The sequence below is a fragment of the Corynebacterium felinum genome (assembly GCF_030408755.1).
Taxonomy (GTDB): domain Bacteria; phylum Actinomycetota; class Actinomycetes; order Mycobacteriales; family Mycobacteriaceae; genus Corynebacterium; species Corynebacterium felinum.
Map to the genome: position 1 here is coordinate 2,178,813 of NZ_CP047209.1, position 20,968 is coordinate 2,199,780.

Below are 20,968 nucleotides of genomic sequence, written 5' to 3' on the forward strand. Positions count from 1 at the left end.
GATCTGGCAGCCACACTGCAGGCACACCCCAACCCCCAAACCCCACACAACTTTATGGACGCACACCTTGCCCTAAAAACCACGAATCAAAGGGCGAAGGTGAACCAACCAACCCCACAAACACACCACCCCAACCCACCACCACCAAACCCACCCCATGAAAAATCTGGGTTAAGCGACGCTGTAAAAAACAGGAAACGTGGAGGCGACGTCGACAAGCGAAGTTACAATCCACCTAAAAATTCAGATTATTCTGCAGCTCCCAGCTTGTAATCTGCTGCTGATAATCATGCCACTCCCGCCACTTATTGCGTAAGAAAAACTCAAAAACATGCTCGCCTAAAATCTCCGCAACAAACTCCGACTTCTCCATCTCCCGCAACGCCTGATCCAACGAACCCGGCAAGTCCGTGTAACCCAAAGCGCGACGCTCCCGACGAGTCAGCGAAGCAATATCATCCTCAGCAGGATCAGGCAGCTCATAGCCACCCCGAATCCCCTTCAACCCAGCCCCCAACAACACAGCCAACGCGAGATAAGGATTACACGCCGAATCCGGCGAACGCACCTCAACCCGGCGCGACTGCTCCTTCGCCAGACGATAGGTGGGCACACGAACCATGGCAGAACGGTTAGACACACCCCACGTTGCGCAGGTGGGTGCTTCGTTGCCAAAAAGGATGCGCTTGTACGAATTCGTCCACTGATTGGTGATAGCGGAGATTTCATTAGCGTGGGTCAAGATACCCGCAACAAACTGTTTAGCAGTGCGGGAAAGGCTGAACTCATCGTCGGGGTCGTGGAAGGCGTTGAGATCACCCTCAAACAGCGACATGTGGGTGTGCATCGCTGAGCCGGCGAAGTCTTGGAAAGGTTTGGGCATAAACGTTGCCCCCACACCGTTGCGCTGCGCGATGAGTTTCATCAGATAACGGAAAGTCATCACATGGTCGGCCATGGTGAGAGCATCGGCATGGCGAAGGTCGATTTCTTGCTGGCCGGGAGCTGTTTCATGGTGGGAAAACTCCACAGGAATGCCCATGTCTTCCAGTGCGAGCATCGCATCGCGGCGGAAATGTGGGGCGATGTTGTAACTGGCTTGGTCAAAGTAGCCGCCATTATCGGTGGGTTTGGGCTGTTGCCCGCCGGTTTGGAGGTCTTCGACGAGGAAGAATTCGATTTCGGGCGACACCATGCAGGTGAATCCTTCATCAGCGGCGTCTTGCACTTGGCGGCGCAGCACTTGCCGTGGGTCGGAATAAGAGGCATGCCCGTCGGGATTCATGATGTCGCAGAACATGCGCGCGGACTGCTGTGGGGAATCGTCGTGATCAACCGGCAGTAGTTGGAATGTGGAGGGGTCGGGCATGGCGATGGTGTCGGATTCTGAGATGCGGGAGAACCCTTCGATTGCGGAGCCGTCGAAGCCGATGCCTTCGCTGAATGCTGATTCGAGCTCAGCGGGGGCGACAGCAACGGACTTCAGCGAGCCGAGGATATCGGTAAACCAAAGGCGGACTACTCGAATGTCTCGCTCTTCGATGGTGCGCAGCACATATTCCTGTTGTGAATCCATAGGGCTTACTTTAGTGGCAGTGATCGTCTCATACGTCTGTGGGGTGTGGTTGCGGGGTGAAATGGTGGTTGTATTGACGCAGATACACCACCATCAAATACAGAACACATGTTCGACAAATGGCTGCGGTTATGTTCGGGGCGCATGTTCCCATTGATTGACAACTCGCGCGTACCCGGTGCACACGTGCACACCAGGTACGTGGCGAAACAAAAGTTTGTGTTTGCACACTGAAGCTGGTGCTGCGGTGTGCGCTACAAGAGAGGATGAAGAAAAAATGCACGATCCCTACACGCCCCACACACAGGCGGTCGATATCCCCACCACCGTGGACACGACCACTCCATCACCGATAAAAGCAGACGAAAGCGCTCATACTGGTGCGGTTGTCCATTTTCACCAGCGCTTTAGCGACTCAATTGAACAACTCACCGCAGCAGCCCGCGCCGGATGGACACCCACTGACCTTCTCCAATTGTGCGGAAGCAATCATCAGCAGGTGCTGTGGTGGCTCGCGCGCGAAATCGCACCGCACGTCCGCGATATTTCCTGGGCCTATCCCGCCTGGCTATCCGCAGCGGTCGATTCGGTGGATGTTCCCGTGAAAAGTTCAGCACTCGCCGCGTTGCAGCAGGCAATCGCCGCCCAGCTTTCCCCGCTCAGCGATGGCCCGTGGGTTCGCCCCATGAAAGTGCTCAGCCCAGAACAGCGCTGGGATTTTCACCAAATCTCAGCCCTGTGGTCGCGCGCTGAAGCTGCCGGTGTGGGGGCTCGTTGCGTGGCTTTACTGGCCCAGGCGGAGCGGCGTCGACACACTCAGCGACTTCGCACCATCGGGGCGATCACAAGTGAGCAGGTGCGCTGTGTGCGTTTCATGCTCGATCGATCCTGCGTTGCTGAGGAGCAGGTGCTGCTGAGCGCGATTGCGCACAGCCACGACGTCGTATGCGTGCGCATGCACGACTGCGGGATCGTGAGTTTGGTAGGTCGAGTAAGTGATCTTCATCATGTTACGCAGTTGATGCTGTTTCTTCGCAGGCTGTGCACCAATGAGAGTGGCACGCAGCCGTGCCTGCGCTTGTCAGGTGTTGCCCGCGAGCTTGTCGACGCCGTCGTCCAAGTACGAGTGCAGTGTCGCGATGGCAAGTTCACAACGTTCATCACCCGTACTCAGGCTGAGGTTCGTGATTATGTTTCAGAAATATTCCCGCAGCTTAAAACACCCCTATTTAGCCTTGGGACGGTCCATGTATTCAGCAGCAACAAGGGCGACTGCCTGGCAGGAAGTGCGCAACCTGCAGCTGATTTAGGCGAGCAGAAGCTCCACGTTGAGGATTCTTCCACGCCTCGGTCTGTGTCCACCCACGATGGGGAAAAGACTGCAGAAAGCACGCAGCGGAAGGTAGTGGCGAAACCACATCGGCTCATTGCGTAACTGTTGAACCGTGTGGGCGAAAAATTGTTTTCCTCCGAAATACTTTTCGGTCGCTACACTGGGACTATGGATATCAAGAGTCAATTAGAAGTAGAAACAAAGTTCAGTGTTGATACAGATATTGAGGCCCCAGATATAGCGGCGATCAAGTTTGTACAGGGGTCAAAGTCGACAGAAATTCACACCATGTCGGCCATTTATTTTGACACCGAAGACCTTCGGTTAACGCGGGCGAAAATTACCTTGCGCCACCGTGAAGGGGGCAACGATCCAGGGTGGCATCTGAAACTCCCCGCTGAGGGTGGGCGTATTGAAATGCACGTGCCGTGCGAAACCCGCGGTGAGATCCCAGCCGAATTGCTCACCCCTGTGCGGTCGCTGATTCGCCACCACGAACTAGTACCCGTGGTTCAGATCGATAATGACCGTTTTGAAACCCAGCTTTTAGACGGCACTGGGCAAACAATTCTGGAATTGTGTGACGATCATGTCACCTCGTGGTGTTTCCTCACCGGTGGGGATCATAAAGTGTGGCGCGAATGGGAAACCGAAGTCACCGCCTACGCCCAGGAACAAGGTATCGCCGACGAATTACTTCGCTCCGCAACCCAGGTGCTGGTTAGAGCAGGGGCAAAGAAATCGTCCATCCCGTCGAAGCTGCTCTCCGCCCTTGGCGGTGCAGTTGATCTTGCCCCAATGCCAAGCACTATCCATGATGTCGACCCCTCCTCTCCCGCCGGTGTTGTGCTTCAGGCCGTGGTGCGTAACCGGGACAAGATCGTACGTTTCGACCCCAAGGTACGTCGCGATGAGCCGGACGCGGTTCACCAAATGCGGGTAGCTACGCGGGAAATGCGCAGTCACCTGCGCACCTTCGATGGCATTGTGATAGGCGAGAAACCAAAGGCTCTCGAACTCAAGCTTAAAAAGCTCGCCCAGATCCTAGGCGATGTTCGGGATCTTGAGGTTATTGCCGAGCGCTTTGACAAACTTTTCACCTTGGAAATCACCGGCATCGTGACCGATGAATTGAAAGAGCACCTGCGCAGCAAAGTCAAGGAGGATTACGAGGCAGCTTTCCAGCGGGCTATTCGCGCACTTGATGACGACCGCTACCTCGAGCTACTCGACGAGCTCGATGATTTCATAGCACATCCTGAGTTTTCCGAGGTCGCCACTCTCCCTATCCCAACCGACTTCGATGATAAGGATGACAAGTCGGAGAAAAAGAAGGACAAGAAGCGCCACAAGGATGCCAAGAACAAGTCCAAGAAGGATAAGAAGAAGGATTCCCGTCCCGAGCTTCCACCGGCATTGGTGCTCCTGCGTAAGCATCTTGATCTCGCCTATGAGCAGATGAAGCAGCGCCACGTTCAGGCATTAGAATCTGCTTTCGAGCTCGATATCCCTCTGGTTGAGCGTGAAGCTGGTTTCCACAACATGCGTAAATCTGCAAAGAAGGTGCGCTATGCGGCAGAAGCAATTGGCGATTCTGCGTACCTTGACACCACCAAACTGTACAAAGCTTGCAAAGAACTGCAGGAGGTGTTGGGTGAGTTCCAAGATAGCGTCACCGCCCGCGAGCGTTTGCACAAATATGCAGAAGCCGCGCACCGAAGAGGCGAAGATACTTTCCCTTATGGTGTGTTGTTCGCCCTTGAGCATCAACTCGGTATGAAGGCGTTAAGTGAATACACGGATGCCTTTGCGGATGTGGAAAAGGCATACCGGAAGATGTAGTGGGATCGAAAGCGTTACACCCACCTCGCTTTTGCACTGTGAGGTGGGTGTTTACTTGTCGCCCCCCCTAGCGCGTCGATTTTTTACTCCGTGCTAGTTCTTGTCCCAGTTGTCGTCTTCTTCATCGAAGGCGTCTGCTTGGCGGTTTCGTTCGCGCGCAATGTCGAGTGCATGTAGCGCTTGTTCTTTCGTGTCGTAGGGGCCCATGCGGTGCTCGAAATTGGTGCATTTACCTTGCTCTACTTCCCCAGTTTTGGTGTTGAAATACCATTTGAGGTCTTCTTCTTGCATGATGTTTCCTCCCAAGAGTGGATTGCTCGGTGCCTTCACGGTGTCCGCCCGCACTCATCTTGGCCACAGTGCTGTGGGAAGCGGTGAGGTGCGGTTGGGGTTTGAAGGTTGTTTCTGGTTTTTAAGGGTACCGAAGCTTCAGCGGTGGCGTGTGGGCGGTTAAACCTGCTTAACTTAGAGTTTGAGTGTTTCCCTTCACGTATTGGGGGAAATGAATGTGTGTAAGGAGAGTGACCCTTAAGCGATGTCTGTGTGGTCTGCACGTTTCGGCGACGATAGTAACCCTAGTGATCAAGTCCGTACCATTCACCTTAAGTGGGCTGGGAGTACGCCTTCGGCGGTGGCTAGTGCCCCTGGGACGTGGTCATTAATCGGTGAGCACTCAGATTATGCAGGTGGTGTTGTTCTCATGACGCTACTGCAGCTGCGCGCTTGGGTTGCGGTGAGCCCGCGGCCGGATTCGCAGGTGAAGGTGTGTGAATATGTAGTAGACGATCGTGGCGTTTTATCGCAGCACTCGACTAGTAGTGCCCCCGTTGGTGCCTTGGTGCACGCGCACTGCGAGACGCGCGCACAGCAGCTTGCCGGCTTAGTGGCAACGATGATGTCGCGCCAAATGCTCTCGCGGGAGACTAAAGGCGTGGACATCACGGTTGTCTCTGAGATTCCTCCCACTTCAGGGTTGGGTGGCGATGCAGCAATTGAGGTGGCCTGTGGTTTAGCGTTGGCTGCCAAGGTGGATGATCTCGACTCCCCTCCAATGAAGGCAAAACTTGCTGATGTGTGCTTCCAAGCGGCCTGCCATGGTGATGGTGACTGGCCTTTGCGTGCCCGTTATACGGCGATTTTGCGGGGGCGTGAAGGGGTGATCAATATCATTGATTACGCTGATTTTTCCATCACTCAGGCCTCACATCCACTGTCGGGGTCGACGAAATCGAAAGCTGTGGCTATTATTCCGCCACACAGTGGTGCTGATGTTGCCGCGTTGGCTGCGCGGCAGCATTTTGTGGAGGAAGCGACTCGTGCGTTCGGTGCCGAATCCTTGCGTTTGCTTCCCGACGCCAGCACGAGGGTGATTGATTGGCTTAAGGCTGTGCACCAGGCGGGGTTGGATATGGAGTTACCCCCTGTGGATCAGGCACGCGCGTGGATGGAGTTCCAGTCGAAGGAATTAGCTTTAGTGCAGTTGGTTACTCAAGCTGTGCGTTCGCGTAAGGTCACGGATGTTTTTCCGGCGATCAATCAATCCCAAGATTTACTGTTTTCCCTCCTTGGCTTAGCAGGTGTTGACCGTGAGGTTGCCTCGTTGTGCTTAAGCCGTGGCGCGGTAGCTGCCCGTGCTGCTTTTGCTGGGGTTTCTTCTACTGTGGTTGCTTTTGTGCCGGAGTTAAAGTTTAAGAATTTCTGCGCCGATTTAGCTCACGACGGCTTTGGTGTTGCCCCGCTCGATTTCGGTGTGCCCGCTACAGTCGACGACTCCGATTCGAACTAGTTTTCTTCTCCCCCCCCCCTTACGCCTGACCCCACATCGTGCGCAAGGGGGATTTTTTATACCTTCTTCTCGCGGCTGATTCTAGGGGTCATGGAAACACCTGACGTGTGTTAGGTGGTGATTGTTGAGGGTTCTTTGTGGGATACAGAACAAGCTGTTGTCGATCAATTCCGTGCCCGCTGCGCGCATAACTCATGTGCCTTTCACGCTCCTGATCCGCTTTGGAGAGGGAACTATACCAAGCGGTATGGGAACAGTGAAAGCTCCTTCCAATTGCCCCGCTTAGTGAAAACACCCACCCCCAAAACTAGGTTGCGCACAATTTTATTCATCGAATAAACCCCGTGTGAGCTGTGTAAATATTTTCACACTTCCCCTACGGTTGCTAGACCAAGCTGTCTATGATTGGCTTGTTTTCACCAACAGCTTTGCCTGGAGCCCCGGACGCAACTGTTCTTGGTAAAAATCTTTGACCATGCTTTTTACCGTCCGTTTATCCTCGCATTGGGAGCATAAAAATGATTTCCGCAACTGTTACTTCTGTGCCACGTATTGGCCCGAACCGTGAATTGAAAAAAGCCCTCGAAGGCTACTGGAATGATTCCACATCGGCTCGTGAACTAGCCACCACCGCTACCCGACTACACAACCAGTACACTGACGCACTGGTTGCCGCCGGTTGTGATTCTTTCCCCACCCTAGGTCGCAGCTACTACGACCAAATTTTGGACCTGTGTTCCATCTTCGATGTCCTACCTGAGCGTGTGCAAAACATCCCTAGCCACCCCAACGATGGGCTTCCGGCTGATATTGATCGCTATTTCGCTACCGCCCGCGGCACCGCTGAGGTGGCAGCATCCGCAATGACCAAGTGGTTCGACACAAACTACCACTACATCGTGCCTGAGCTTTCCCGCGATACCGTGTTTAAAGTTGGTTACGAATACCTGGCGGATATTCGCGAACAGGGTGTGCGCAACCCAGGTCTGCGTCCAGTGTTGATCGGCCCTGTGACTTTCCTTGCATTGTCCAAGAGTATCGATGGATCCGATCTGTTCGATCTTTTGCCCGAACTTACCCAAGCCTATGCGCGCCTGATTTCTCGCCTCGCACGTACAGAAGGCGTGGATTATGTTCAGCTGGATGAGCCGATTCTGGTCACCGACTTTGATCGTTTCAATCTCGTCCGCGAAACCTACACCACCCTCGCTGAGCACGCGAACCTCGTGGTTGCTACCTACTTCGGCTGCGCAAACCGTGCTATCGAGGCACTCAGCGGCACTGGTGTGAAGGGCTTCATCGCTGACCTCGTGACCAGCCCTTCTGAACTACCTGCATGGACTGGTGAGGAATTCCTGCTGGCTGGCGTGGTCGATGGCCGTAACGTGTGGCGCACCGATCTTCACCAGGCCTTAAAGCTCCTCCGCAGCCTTGCTGCCCGTGGGCCTGTGGGCGTGAGCACCTCCTGCTCCTTGCTGCACGTTCCTTATTCCCTAGAGAATGAACAGCTCGACGAGCACCTGCGTTCCCGTCTGGCTTTCGGCGCTGAGAAAATCGCCGAGGTGGCAACACTTGCCCAGGCGCTGAAGGAGGGCACCGACCTGCCGGCGCTCGAAACTGCCACTGATGCAACCGCAACCCGCAGCACACTGGGACGCAACCGCACCCCGCTTGAACGACGTCGTCAAGCCCAGGAAGATTTGGGGCTGCCACCTCTGCCAACCACCACGATCGGCTCCTTCCCTCAAACCCCAGAAATTCGTCGCGCCCGCGCACAACTTGTTCGCGGAGAGATCACCGCTGACGCGTACGACGCGCGCATGCTCGCCGAAATCGAAGACGTCATCGCACGTCAAGAAGCCCTCGGCCTCGATGTGCTGGTGCACGGTGAGCCAGAACGCAACGACATGGTCCAGTACTTCTCGGAACAGCTGGAAGGCTACCACGCCACCAGCAACGGATGGGTGCAATCCTACGGTTCGCGCTGCGTACGCCCACCCATTCTCTTCGGCGATGTATCCCGCCCCGCACCCATGACTGTGCGCTGGTACGAAGCCGCACAAAAACTCACCGACAAACCAGTCAAGGGCATGCTGACCGGACCTGTGACCATGCTTGCGTGGTCGTTCGTGCGCAACGACCAGCCCCTTGCCGTCACCGCCGACCAGGTCGCCGAAGCACTACGTGAAGAAATCTTAGACCTCGAGAAAGCCGGTGCCCGCATCATCCAAGTCGATGAGCCAGCGATCCGCGAACTGCTGCCACTACGCAAGCAGGATCACGCCGAATACCTTGAGTGGGCGGTCGGTTCCTTCCGCCTCGCCACCGCCGGGGTGAAGGATTCCACGCAAATCCACACCCACATGTGCTACTCCTCTTTCAACGAGCTCATCGATACCGTCATCGATCTCGACGCTGACGTCACCAGCATCGAAGCAGCCCGCAACGGCATGGGCGTGCTCGCCGCGTTGAAGCAGTCCGGTTTCCACCTCGGTGTTGGCCCTGGCGTGTGGGACATTCACTCCCCACGTGTGCCATCCCAACAGGAAGTAGATGATCTTGTCAGCGCAGCAGTCAACAACGTTGACCCCGCCTTGTTGTGGATCAACCCTGACTGCGGCCTGAAAACCAGGAAGTGGCCTGAGGTGGAGGCAAGCCTGAAAGTTCTTGTCACCGCCGCACGCAACGCCCGCGCTGCGCTGGTTTAAAAGCCCTTCTTTCACTGCACTTACCTAGGGGTGCCGCACACATGTGTGGCACCCTCCACTTATTCATGTGCCGACGTTTTCGCAGTGGTGAAAAGCCAGCTATAGATCATTCCTGCTTCGACGCTCGCAGGTGGTTAGCAGTAGGGAATGAAATAGTAGTGAAAACCTTCGAGGTGTCTCGCATCGATGGTAAGTACGCCACGGGTTGTGCGGATTTTTAATTCCGCCCTATCCACTTCGCTTTCAACTTCTTCGATCACCCCTAACTCGATGGTGAATGCGTCAGCGAAGGCACATACTACTGCGTCAATATCAAACTCATAGGAAATGGTGGATACTTCCGAATACTGAATCTCTTCGAGTTTCCAGCCGAGGCGAATAGTCGGCCCGTCCCACACACTGATCCACAAAGCGAAATGCTCGGGGTGAAAGAAGTTGTGCTCCATGTAGCCGGGAATGATCACATTGTCCAATTGTTTCCCAACAAGGCGTTGCAGTAATTCCATGGCAGTCATTTTCTCACGAATAAATAGGAAAGATCTGCCAAAATCATCACGCATCAAACAAAAATCACTAGCGTATTGTTTTCTGCCTCAGCCACGGCACTAACGCTTTTCACGGCGCTCATGGGGGGGTGGAGACCCCAGCCATGGTCTAGGGACCACAACTGCCCCTAGCCCAACCAGAAGTCATGCTTACTTTTCATCGTCTATTTCGCAGAACATCAGCTAGGAGAGTATGTATCTTTCGAACAGTGCATCAAGCTGCTCATCTTCTTGAAGAGCCATCTGAAAAGTTGGTAAGTTTTCTCCAATTTTCCTCTTGAGGATAGGTGCAATCACCCTACGATTGTTCTATGAACTCGCACCATGTGAAATCGGCTGATTCGATGAAGAAACTTGAGCACTTCCTATCCACAGCCGGAATGGAATTTACTCCTATTCGTTCGGAAGAAGCCCCGAACCCTGATCAAGTGTTGGGATTTTTTCTCGCACCACAATCGGGCTTGGATCAGGTATATGACAAGCTTTTACATGCTTACCCCGATACTTCTTGGTGGCCACTACAAACCACAGGGCTACGAGGCGAGCTTGGTCGACCGTGGTTAGAAGATGAACTTTTCGAGCCCACGAGTGAAATTGGTTCAGCCCACGAATTTTTTGACCAAGCAATTGCGACATATCTCAACCTTGATGAGGATGACGAAACCGCTCAACGCTTAGCCGAATTGAAGTTCCCACCACTCACAGATGCTTTGAAGCAGGAGTTTTTCACCAGTCTCAATGACACAGTAAACACCCAAGTCTTATTACCCGAGTGGGCACTGAATGACGGGCATGCGGTAGTGGTACTTCCAGTTGCTCGCCCCGCCGACGCTCCTGCGCTTTTAGGATGGGATGGTGCAGCCAATTACGACTATTCGGGCGCTGAGATTAGTGCGGTTCTGCGCAATTGGGAGGATAGATTCGGCGCGCTTTTAGCCATTCTGAATTTTGATGAACTCACTGTAGTTCTCCCCGAACATAATTTCTCAACTGGAAAAAAGCACACCATTGCCCTTGAACACTATTTCTTCTGCCCCGACAATATCGAGCAAAGTGGTGCAGATTTCCCCGCATATGTCGCGCAGGTTGACGATACCGTATGGTCATTTTGGTGGGACTAAAGAGAAGAGGATACCTATGTCACGTGGTTTATTTTTTCGTCTCAGCGACGATGAAGTCGGCCCACTGCTCAACTTTTTAGGTTCTGGGGAGGAACTTGTCCAGTTCGTCAGTGAATTGGAGGAGCAGTATTGGAATTTCGCCTGCGAAGTGGATAAGGCTTGGGATCCTATTCACTGTTCGCTCAACCCTTTCGAAGAGGATGAACCGCTCGGCGCAAAGGGAGTAGTGAGTGGGGCGCGCTGCCTGCTTGATGATGTTCAATTGGGCTGGATTACTCACCTAGATCCCGCGCAGGTGAAAGAAGTGCATACTTTCTTAGATGGGCTAAACAATGAGCAATTTACTCGCGCCTATAATGCAATGCCTACTGATCTTCGCAACCCCGAATACGGCCCACAGGAATGTGCGTCTGCGTTGGGTTGGTTGGAAAAATTGCGGGCGTTTTATGGCCTCGCCGCTCAGGAGTCGCAGCACGTGATTTTTAGCGTCGCGTTTTAACCCTCTACTACCCGCAATCTACCTGCACGTTGTGGAAAGGTGTACTGCTGATGCTTGATTTTCTGCCACAAGGACACACCACCGTGTATGTTGAACAATAACTTTGCCCACTTTCTACTCCCCTAGGAAATAAGGTGACAATGTTTTTCAAGAGAAAAAGTAAAGCTCCCGCACCGCATAGTGCTGAACACACAGCGCCTGCTGGGCAGCACATATACTTCACGCTCAACCTTAATGCCCGCCTCCAGCCCTATGTCCGCCACGATTTCGAGGATGATCTCGAATCACAGCTTACGTCCAGCAAACTTGGGGTTCTCGACGGCGGTGGCACCTTATTAAATTCTGAGGGCGAATTTTTGAGCTGCGATATTAACTTTGTCATGGAAAATCCGAGCCCTGAGAAAATTTCTGCGGCGCTCACTATGATCTCTCATCTGCCGTGGGTGCCCAAAGGTTCTCGTGTGGTGTGGGAAGAAAACGGTACTCGACACACTCACGAGGTTGGCCACTTGGAGGGGATGGCACTGTATTTAAACGGTACCGATCTTCCTGTTGAGGTGTATGAAACCGCTAATCTTGCCGAAATTGTGGAAAATATGAACGAATTGATGAGCCCACATGGGCGCATTATGTCGCACTGGGAGGGCCCTAAAGAAACCGCTTTATACTTTTATGGCACCGATTTTCACAGCATGTGCGACTGCACCGACAAGTACCGGGCGGAAACTCCGCTATTGGAAAAATCTCGCGTCGAACGCATCGCCTAACAGCATCCACTGTGCCAACGCCTTATCCCCTCTCCTGCGGAATGATTGAGCACCTGTTGTCTTTGTGATGATGGCATGGTTCCTAGTGTTTTTGCAGTGGGCAGGTTTTTTACGTTCACACAGTGATGGAAGTGAAAGGTTTTCTTATAATGACGATTGTCACGTTGCCTGATAAAAATATCGCCAGAGTTAATGCTATGGAAACGCACGCTATTGTGGATACGCCAAGTTTCAACGAGCTGCTCCAAGCGTTCGATACTATCGCTGCGCAGCAGAAAAGGTTCGGAACCAGCTATCTCACCCTCGAATTTTTGCCGCAAATGCTCTACACCTCTGGGCATGCGGTAGATTACAACGGCTTTGATCGAAACTTTAAGGCAGCTCACGAGCATGACGATGATGCCTACGATCTGTGGTGTTACCACAATGCACAAAAAGCTTTTTCAGATCCCGCTCATACGGTGGCTTGGGATGAGCTGCACGAAGGATTGCCTGCGACTGATGAGGACGTTGCCACCCTTGCGCGTATTTACGACAATCTTGATGAGCTCTGCGACCCTGTACATATCGTCCTTGCAATCCCCACCCATAATCCCACGGATTTTCTTGCATGCCTGCCCAATGGGTATTTCTCGGCCGATTTATCGCCCTTCCACAACGTCACCATTATCGAGCGATTAACGAAAAAATATGGTCTGAAACTGCTGGGTATGGGCGCGAGCACGCTTGCTTTTCGACGTCTACCCGACTGTGGCCTCAACGTTGCCGGTGTAGTTGCCGATATGAAGCACATTTATGGCAATACCACCAGCCCTTATTGGGCGAAAGTGGCGGAGGGAATTGAAAAAACTGGTTTAGTATTGCTCTGCTACGCAACCTTCTGGGAATAACGAATCCCACTCGCGTGAAGCGGGATTGTTTCCTGCTTTGATGCGCACAAAAAAGGGCGCGAAATGAGCCAGCCTATAAGCCGGATTCTGTCCCTAATAAATCAGGGGGCGATCATCCATCTGGGGCCACCATTGCTGGTGGTCTCAAGCAGCTACCCCGCGAACATCGGCAGAAAGCAACCTCAAACGTCCGCGGCAGACACACCTTTCAAGGTGCGTCCTCTTGCCTTGCTCCTGGTGGGGTTTACATAGCCACCTGCGTCACCGCAGGTGCTGGTGCGCTCTTACCACACCGTTTCACCCTTACCACCATAGAAAAAGGTGGCGGTTTACTTTCTGTTGCACTATTCCCTCAGGTCACCCTGGGTTGCCGTTAGCAACCACCGTGCTTTCTGTGGAGTCCGGACTTTCCTCGACACCCCGCCAACACATTCATGTGTGGTTCGGTACGCCGCGATCACCCAGCTGGCTCATTTCGCGAACCCAACCTTACCGCACTTTCAGGTGAGAAGTATCATTGAGCAATCGCACGCAGGTAGGCCCGTCGGAATAGAACTCGGCAATGCTCATTGACGCGAGGTCAAGGTGCATGCGGTGCACCATGCTTGCGTTGCCGTCCAAAGCCACTCGGAGGATCGACTTGATAGGGGTGACGTGGCTGACAAGCACAATTGTTTGGCCCTGATAGGTGCGCAAAAGCTCATTGAGGCACTTCTTAATCCGTTTGTGGGCGCTCACCAGTGATTCCCCACCTGGTGGAGCCGTGTGCACGTCTTTGAGCCATTGGGAGTGCAGCTGCGGGTCGGATTCAAATGCTTGGCTAAAGCTCAGCCCATCCCAGTCGCCGAAGTCCATTTCCACCAAACCAGAATCAGTTACTACTTCAACCCCTAGGGCGCGTGCACACGCCTCGGCTGTTTGGGTACAGCGGCGCAGTGGGGAGGAGATAACTGCTGCTACCCCACCTTTTTCCCCAAGACGGCGGGCTGCTTGCTCAGCTTGCCACAGCCCAAGGTCGGTCAGTTCGGGGTCGCTGAGCCCACTGTAGAGGCGTTTTGCGGAATAGGGTGTTTGCCCATGCCTGAGCAAAATTAGGCGCGTTGCTTGGCTTGTCGCCCCATTCCAGCTGGTGGGGCACGTCTTTGCCGAACTTTGCTCAACTCCTGCTGTACCTGCCGCGTTATCGGATGCGTTGCTGCTGCCAGCGGGCGTGGTGTCGGCGTCGTCACGCTCAAGGAAGCCGGGTTCGGCGCCTTGTTCCCGCGCATCCATCGCTTTGTTTGCCAGCGCGTCGGCGGCGGCGTTTTTGTTGCGGGGAATCCACTCAAACTCCACCGTGTTGAATGTGCGCATGATTTTTTGGCATTCGAGTGCAAGCTCTTTCATGTCAGGGTGCTTGATTTTCCACCGCCCTGACATTTGCTCGACAACCAGTTTGGAGTCCATGCGCACACTCACGTCGGTTGCGCCGAGCTTTTTCGCTTGGGCTAAACCATTGAGCAGACCGTAGTATTCAGCAACGTTATTTGTTGCCTCACCCACGATGTAGCTGATTTCGCGCAGAATTTTGTTGTTTGCGTCGTAAATAACTGTGCCGGAACCGGCGACACCGGGGTTTCCGCGGGAACCCCCATCTGCTTCAATGATGACCTTCATCGCACTTACAACCCTTCCTTAACCTTTTCTAATGAGGTAGGAGCCGCAGTCAGGGCACTGTGGCAACTCATCTTTCGGCGCACGGCGAATCAGGGAGATATCCGCAGGTGGGAGCACGATGAAGCAACCGCCGCAGGAGCGTCCGTTGAACATGGCTGCACCAACTTCATTTTCGGCGCGCTGTGCCTCGTATTCCTCGATCACATCGGCAGGCAACGCATCGCGCAGCTGGTTGATACGGTCAGCGCGGTCTGCGTCGGTGGTGTCTTCCGGCAGTGCCTCCACTGCGTTACGTGCAGCGGTGACCTTGGTTTCCAGCTCGGCGAGACGCTGGCGGTGCAGGTCCGCGTTATTGCGCAGCGCGTGAATCTCGTTGTGTGCTTCGGCGAGTTCGCTCATCAAATCTGCGATGCGTGACTTTGCCGAATAGCGGTCTTTTTCTAAGTCTTTGCGCAGCTCAGGGTCGCTGGTTGCTTTGAGCTGCTGGGTGGAATCATCTTTGCGGCGTCGTAGTTTCCGCTCATCCTCCTGGATGCGCAGGATTTCCAACTCCATGTCGTCGACAGCCATCTGTGCTGCGGATAGGGCACTGCGCATGCGGTCGCGCTCAGCGATGGCTGTGGCGAGTGCTTTTTTCTCTGCTGATTCTTTGGGCGCAACACCCGTGGCTGCAACACGTTCGGCGGTGGCGAGTTCGAGCAATGCATCCTGAAGTTCAGGTGTGAGTTTCACAGTTTATTTCCCTTTTATCTAACGTGGGGTGGGGTGGGTCGCTACATAACAGTACTGTGTAGCAGCCAGGGGTTAGTTATTGTCGCATTTATGCGCTGAGATTGTCCACGGGTCGGTGCGGATGCGCAGAACCTCCACAGTAACCCCAGTTAAACCCTGGTCAAGAATTTCTTTCGCCTGCTCGGTCCATGGATATTCGCTCGCCCAGTGTGCGGTATCGACGATGTAGGGTTTGCCTTCACGCAAGTGCTCATCGACTGGGTGGTGGCGAAGATCACTGGTGACGTACACGTCGACACCAAGTTTGCGTGCTGATTGAAGGAAACTATCACCGCTTCCTGAGCTCACTGCCACTGTTTTCACCAGTGCGTCGGGGTCGCCGGCTGCGCGGATTCCCCACTCTGTTTCCGGCAGTGCGTTGGCTACTTGTTGGGCAAACTCGCGCAGCGTCATGGGCTCGGGAAGCTCACCTACGCGCCCTAAACCAAAAGCTGTGTCGAGCTTTTCGGTGGGCTCGAGAGCGACGATATCGAAGGCTGGTTCCTCATAGGGGTGTGTTTCGCGCAGCGTGCCCATAATTTTTTGCCGTAGCCCGCGTTGCGCCACAAACTCAACCCTGAGTTCGTCCACGTATTCGCGCTTTCCGGCTTCCCCCACAAACGGTGTTGCGCTTGTCGACGGCTTAAACTGTCCGCGCCCGTGTATCTCAAACGCGCACTCACTGTAGTCACCAATGGCACCTGCGCCTAAGGCGAAAAGAGCGTTCTTCACTTCTTCTGCATGCTCAGCTGGAACGTGAAAACCCCACTTATCCAGGCCGAAAAGTTTGGGTTCGACTGGCCGACCGGGAACAATGCCGACGAGTTCAGCAAGTTTATCGTTGACTCCTGGGCGTGCGGAATCAGCATTGGTATGCGCTGCAAAAAGCGCACACCCACCAGTAATAAGGGTGTGAATCACCTTGCCCTTGGGCGTATTTGCGGCAACCGAGGTCACTCCACGCAGCAAAAGCGGGTGGTGAACGATGAGCATGTCAGCGCCCATGGCCACAGCTTTTTCCGCCACTTCAAGGGTGCAATCAAGGGCAAGCACAACCTTTTTCACTGCGGCTAGTGGGTCGCCGCAGATCAAACCCACAGCATCCCATTTTTCGGCAAGATAGGGTGGGTAAGCCCGATCCATTACCTTTACTACATCCCCAACGGTTACTCCGCTCACCTTGCTCCTTTGGTTTGAAGATTCATTATTCATATCTATTTCTTTGGCTGGCACAGATTTTTCTCCCTTAAAAACTACGCTGCATAAACCAATGAATATTCGCCCCGCGGTGAGGAAAAACCGTGGTGAGTGAACGTACTGGAGCCAACAATGATCACTGTGCACATGGTGATGATCCAGGAATGGGGGTTGTGCGAGCCAAAACCTCCCCGTTATTCTACAGTGTCTACCACCAAGCACTGAGGAACAAACAGTTCAGCTCCCATATTTGGGTAGATTTCTTCTGAAACCCCACCACCTACGGCTGTAACAATCAAGCACCGTGGCGCTAGTTCCACAATGACCGAGTGTGCCTCTCTTCCGCTTCATGGAAGTCGAGGCAGTAAGCCCGCTCAAGACCCCTATAATTTGCACAGGGTTTACCCTGGTCAAGGTAGGTAAAATGAAGGTAGATGTAGTAAAAGACGGTGGCGATGGAAAGGCTTGCACCAATGATAAGTTTGATGCCACGCCTCCGTCGGGGCCGATAGTTTTTAATCTTTGCTACCGCTATGATGGCAAATAGAATCCCCAAAGCACCCGGTATCCACGCGTAATAGAACATGTAAATGGACAAATCTTGGGTTTTCCGCAGCACGTACCCTTCTGGTTTATCATTAACCCGGATTTTTCATGGGGTGGGGCTTAAAAGGTGTGTAAAAAGTAAAGAAAGTGCTTCTTGACCTGCTAGAATAGAGATGTTGTTAAGCCTTTATTCCAAGCAGAAAAGGAGCACTTTCATGGTGAAGACTACTACATACACCCCTATGATGGCCAGCTGCACCCGTCTTGTTTCCCGCGCGGGGGTGTTACCCTTTGCTCATGTAGCTCAATTAGTCGGGATTGGTGCCAGCCTTGATCGTGTTTCTCACGGCAACGGTTAACACATACTTTTGGTGATGCGTGTACTGGGTTAGCGTTATCGTTAATTGCTGGTGGTGACGATGTTAAAGACATCAACTTGTTAGATTCTGTTTCGACAGCATTATCGTCTCAGCCATTGCCGTCGGTATCAACCCTGTGGCGGCGACTGACAGAGCATAAAGACACCAGCGATAAAATACGTGAAGAATTCCTTCACGCGATCAAATACGCCCGTAGCACACTATGGAACCTGCTGGGCGATCAAGCCCCACATAAGCTCGCTACAGTAGACAAACCCCTGATAGTAGATATTGATGCGACACTGATCTGTGCGCATTCTGGCAAGGAAAAAGCCGCACCTACCTATAAGAAGGGGTTTGGTTTCCACCCATTATGTGCTTTTATCGACTACACCAGCGTAGGGTTAACTGGTGGGGAATTTTTAACCTGTCTGCTTCGCCCAGGTAACGCGGGAGCAAACACCGCTAATGATCATTGCCAGCTTGTCAAAGAAATCCTGACCGCTCTCCCCGATCACAGCGATGGCAAACCTTGGGGCAAACGACTTGTTATCCGTGCTGACAGTGCTGGTGGGACAAAACAATTCCTTAGCTCCTTAGACGACCATGACCTCGGTTATGTTGTTGGCTTTTCACCCTCACCTACAGCAAGTATCCTCCTCAATGAGCACATCAGATCCGGTAACGAAGCAACTAGTCACACAGATTATCGATCATTACGTAACACCCGTGTGCCAATTGTGCGTGGCAATGGGGATATCAGCTTTGGACCTGACCCCCGTTTGGTAGACACCTGATTTCCCGCTTGTATGAGGTGGGAGGAAGGTACTGTAGTTTTATGCCAAGGTTTTATTCAGATGAGTTCAAGCGTGACGCTGTTGCGTTTTATGAGAACTCGGAACTGTCTCTAGCGAAGGCCGCTGCTGATTTGGGGATTAATCGGCAATCTCTGCATACGTGGGTCAAGGATTTGGGCACTGGTAAGCGTTCTCGTGTTGCGGTGCAAAAGCGGCAAGCTCAGGCAATTTCTGAAGCTGAACGTATCCGTGAGCTTGAGCGTGAGCTGCGTAAAATGACTGAAGAGCGTGATATTTTGCGTAAGGCTGTTAAATATTTCGCGGAAGAGACAAATTGGTGATCCGCTTCCAGTTTGTCGAAGACCATCGAACCGATTATTCGGTCAAGCGGATGTGTGAGGTGCTGAAACTTAATGCCTCATCGTTTTACAAGTGGCGCAAAGCTCGTGCTGTTCGTAACACTAAAACGTGCGAGGACTCGTTGTTGGCGGTGCGTATTCTTTCTGTGTTCAACCAGTTCAATGGCTGTTACGGGGCGAAACGTATCGCGGCTGAAATTTCCGATCAGTATGAGCCTGTTAATCATAAACGTGTTGCTAGGTTGATGGCATCGATGAATCTGCGTGGGTACAGCAAAAAACGCAAGGTCAAAACCACTATTTCCAGGAAAGATCGCAGTGTTTTCCCGGATCTGGTCACGCGTAATTTCACTGCTGATCGCCCGAATAAAGTGTATGTGGGTGATATCACCTACCTACCGATTAAAGGTGGTGGGAATATGTATCTGGCCACAGTTATTGATTGTTTCTCCCGTAAACTCACCGGGTTTGCGTTAGCTGATCACATGCGCACTGATCTTATTGGTGAAGCACTCGCCATGGCAAAAGACCAGCGTGGGTCACTAAAAGGTGCGATTTTCCATTCAGATCATGGAAGTGTGTACACCTCACAGGTTTTCCAACAGCAATGTAAATCTCTTGGAGTGACCCAGTCCATGGGTGGTGTTGGCACGAGTGCGGATAACGCGCTTGCAGAGTCGTTTAATGCCACATTAAAACGTGAAGTCCTTCAAGATCGGAAGGTCTTTGACACCATGCTCCAATGTCGAAAAGAAGTGTTTTCTTGGTGTGTCAGGTACAACACCACACGTCGGCACAGTTACTTGAAATACTGCGCCCCCAACACTTTTGAAGCGCAAGCATTTGCGCTAAAATCTATCTCAGCAATCACCGCTTAAATGTGTCTACTTTTCGGGGGTCGCGCCCTTTGATGACCAACACTTCCTTGAAGACATCACCGGACTACTACAAACCGCACACCTAGAAGATGACAAACCACTGGTGAACCTTCTTACTGATTACCCCACCACGATGCGCGTGATCGCACGGATAGAATCCCCCCCACGCAGGGTGCCAACACAGCATTTTCAATCAACTCGGCATACGCACCCAATTATGCGCAACAAACCTCAACTGCAATATTCAACGCATTGACCAGTACTATCGCCAAAGATCACTATGCGAACAACACATCAAAGACGCCAAAGATCAAGGCCTTGCAAAACTACCGTTTTGCCAGTTCAAAGCTAACCAAATCTGGTGTCTCATCATAACCTTAGCCCACCAACTTCTCACCTGGACAAAACTACTCGACCATCACTACAACAACCACAACAGCGGCAACAACAAGAAACGAAATCAATCCGACAACCCGTGGTGGACATGGGCACCAAAAACCATTCGAGCAAGGTTTATTGCAATCTCTGCAAAAATCACGACAAGCAGCAGGCGCATATACCTCCACCTCGATCAACAAAGCACACACACCCCCACACTGGTGACACTTATGGAATACACCCAAAACCTCCTACGCCCCCTTAAAAAACGAAAAACCTAACCCCCTCAACCACAACACGCAGCAGACCCCACCACCGGCAGCCAACCGCAGGCACCCCACCACAAAACCCCACCACAAAAACACGGACGTACACCTTGCCATTGAAAACCACAACCAAAGGCGAAGGTGCCCCAACCAACCCCACAAACACACCACCCCAACCCACCACCACCAAACCCACCCCATGAAAAATCTGGGTTAAAATCTTTCCTCCCCCACATAATACAGCCGCGCACCACGCCAACTAAACACGAAACACACAACTCCGATTAACGTACAAGACAAGGGAAAAAGGTGGCACACGCGCTGCTCGATGCTGGATTGTAGTGGCGCGGAGGAAGCATACGAAGAACCCCTTGAAAATGTGAGGTTTTAGAACGTGCGCCCTCAGTCAAAAACCCACACCTAAAATAAATAACAGCAAACCTGAAGCTTATCCGATTTATCTCCCCTGCTCAAGCGTTTCGATTTTCTGCGTTCACCTCCGCCAGTGGAAGTGATGGAGATGTTGCAGTGATCCTCCAAAGGAGTGCATCGGGAAGTGGAGTTCGAGCGAAAAGTTTGTGGTAGTTTCAACGAGCCATCGTCGTGTCCTGTGCATCTTGCATTTGGGCGGCTGCCTCGATGTGCAAGAGCCGAATGCTCCCATGCTTCAATATCCCGCTACTAGTTCACCGTT

At 52.8% G+C, this 20,968-nt stretch carries 17 protein-coding genes and 1 other RNA gene; 11 read left to right on the forward strand and 7 right to left on the reverse strand.

Annotated features, from left to right (window positions below):
- Window positions 1–235: 235 nt before the first annotated feature.
- Window positions 236–1,576: a glutamine synthetase family protein gene (locus tag CFELI_RS09270; RefSeq protein ID WP_277103738.1), complete on the reverse strand. Its 1,341-nt coding sequence runs from the start codon at window positions 1,574–1,576 to the stop codon at window positions 236–238.
- Between the two features lie 277 nt (window positions 1,577–1,853).
- On the opposite strand from CFELI_RS09270, the gene CFELI_RS09275 reads away from it, so the two are divergent.
- Both CFELI_RS09275 and CFELI_RS09280 read left to right on the forward strand, forming a co-directional pair.
- Window positions 1,854–3,011, forward strand: coding sequence for a hypothetical protein (locus CFELI_RS09275; protein ID WP_277103737.1), 1,158 nt, complete (start codon window positions 1,854–1,856; stop codon window positions 3,009–3,011).
- A gap of 66 nt (window positions 3,012–3,077) precedes the next feature.
- Window positions 3,078–4,751 carry a CYTH and CHAD domain-containing protein gene (locus tag CFELI_RS09280; protein ID WP_277103736.1) on the forward strand — a complete coding sequence of 558 codons (1,674 nt, stop codon included), beginning with the start codon at window positions 3,078–3,080 and terminating at the stop codon, window positions 4,749–4,751.
- A gap of 93 nt (window positions 4,752–4,844) precedes the next feature.
- Here the strand turns inward: CFELI_RS09280 and CFELI_RS09285 are convergent, their stop codons facing one another.
- On the reverse strand, window positions 4,845–5,042 hold the full coding sequence (locus CFELI_RS09285; protein ID WP_277103735.1) for a hypothetical protein: 198 nt from the start codon (window positions 5,040–5,042) through the stop codon (window positions 4,845–4,847).
- Window positions 5,043–5,286: 244 nt separating this feature from the next.
- Here CFELI_RS09285 and CFELI_RS09290 point away from each other — a divergent pair, with 244 nt between their 5' ends.
- Complete coding sequence (locus CFELI_RS09290) at window positions 5,287–6,537, forward strand: galactokinase family protein (RefSeq protein ID WP_277103734.1); 1,251 nt, start codon at window positions 5,287–5,289, stop codon at window positions 6,535–6,537.
- Window positions 6,538–7,055: 518 nt separating this feature from the next.
- Window positions 7,056–9,245 carry a 5-methyltetrahydropteroyltriglutamate--homocysteine S-methyltransferase gene (gene metE, locus CFELI_RS09295; RefSeq protein ID WP_277103733.1) on the forward strand — a complete coding sequence of 730 codons (2,190 nt, stop codon included), beginning with the start codon at window positions 7,056–7,058 and terminating at the stop codon, window positions 9,243–9,245.
- Window positions 9,246–9,379: 134 nt separating this feature from the next.
- Here the strand turns inward: metE and CFELI_RS09300 are convergent, their stop codons facing one another.
- Complete coding sequence (locus tag CFELI_RS09300) at window positions 9,380–9,805, reverse strand: hypothetical protein (protein WP_290258982.1); 426 nt, start codon at window positions 9,803–9,805, stop codon at window positions 9,380–9,382.
- A gap of 296 nt (window positions 9,806–10,101) precedes the next feature.
- Here CFELI_RS09300 and CFELI_RS09305 point away from each other — a divergent pair, with 296 nt between their 5' ends.
- From CFELI_RS09305 to CFELI_RS09320, 4 genes are all read left to right on the forward strand, one after another.
- Window positions 10,102–10,911, forward strand: coding sequence for a DUF4253 domain-containing protein (locus CFELI_RS09305; RefSeq protein ID WP_277103731.1), 810 nt, complete (start codon window positions 10,102–10,104; stop codon window positions 10,909–10,911).
- Window positions 10,912–10,927: 16 nt separating this feature from the next.
- Window positions 10,928–11,410, forward strand: a complete 483-nt coding sequence (locus CFELI_RS09310) for a DUF1877 family protein (RefSeq protein WP_277103730.1) — start codon at window positions 10,928–10,930, stop codon at window positions 11,408–11,410.
- A 140-nt stretch (window positions 11,411–11,550) separates the two neighbouring features.
- Window positions 11,551–12,177 (forward strand): hypothetical protein, encoded by a 627-nt coding sequence (locus CFELI_RS09315; RefSeq protein ID WP_277103729.1) that lies wholly within the window; start codon window positions 11,551–11,553, stop codon window positions 12,175–12,177.
- A gap of 149 nt (window positions 12,178–12,326) precedes the next feature.
- Window positions 12,327–13,067 carry a hypothetical protein gene (locus CFELI_RS09320; RefSeq protein WP_277103728.1) on the forward strand — a complete coding sequence of 247 codons (741 nt, stop codon included), beginning with the start codon at window positions 12,327–12,329 and terminating at the stop codon, window positions 13,065–13,067.
- Between the two features lie 60 nt (window positions 13,068–13,127).
- On the opposite strand, the gene rnpB is transcribed toward CFELI_RS09320, so the two are convergent.
- From rnpB to CFELI_RS09340, 4 genes are all read right to left on the reverse strand, one after another.
- An RNA gene (rnpB, locus tag CFELI_RS09325) (RNase P RNA component class A) lies at window positions 13,128–13,540 on the reverse strand.
- A 16-nt stretch (window positions 13,541–13,556) separates the two neighbouring features.
- Window positions 13,557–14,723, reverse strand: a complete 1,167-nt coding sequence (locus CFELI_RS09330; RefSeq protein WP_277103727.1) for a bifunctional RNase H/acid phosphatase — start codon at window positions 14,721–14,723, stop codon at window positions 13,557–13,559.
- Between the two features lie 18 nt (window positions 14,724–14,741).
- Complete coding sequence (locus CFELI_RS09335) at window positions 14,742–15,455, reverse strand: zinc ribbon domain-containing protein (protein WP_277103726.1); 714 nt, start codon at window positions 15,453–15,455, stop codon at window positions 14,742–14,744.
- A 72-nt stretch (window positions 15,456–15,527) separates the two neighbouring features.
- Window positions 15,528–16,706, reverse strand: a complete 1,179-nt coding sequence (locus CFELI_RS09340) for a Nif3-like dinuclear metal center hexameric protein (protein ID WP_277103725.1) — start codon at window positions 16,704–16,706, stop codon at window positions 15,528–15,530.
- Between the two features lie 934 nt (window positions 16,707–17,640).
- Here CFELI_RS09340 and CFELI_RS09345 point away from each other — a divergent pair.
- The 3 genes from CFELI_RS09345 to CFELI_RS13640 all read left to right on the forward strand — a co-directional run bounded on the left by CFELI_RS09345 (window position 17,641) and on the right by CFELI_RS13640 (window position 20,289).
- Entirely contained in the window at window positions 17,641–18,393 is a 753-nt protein-coding gene (locus CFELI_RS09345) for a transposase (RefSeq protein ID WP_290260066.1), read from the forward strand.
- 41 nt (window positions 18,394–18,434) lie between these two features.
- Window positions 18,435–19,630 (forward strand): IS3 family transposase gene (locus CFELI_RS09350; RefSeq protein WP_374724700.1). Its coding sequence is split into 2 segments (ribosomal slippage): window positions 18,435–18,720 and window positions 18,720–19,630, totalling 1,197 coding nucleotides; the frame shifts between segments, so codons are not numbered across the junction.
- Between the two features lie 203 nt (window positions 19,631–19,833).
- Window positions 19,834–20,289: a transposase gene (locus CFELI_RS13640; RefSeq protein ID WP_353959550.1), complete on the forward strand. Its 456-nt coding sequence runs from the start codon at window positions 19,834–19,836 to the stop codon at window positions 20,287–20,289.
- Window positions 20,290–20,968 lie beyond the last annotated feature (679 nt).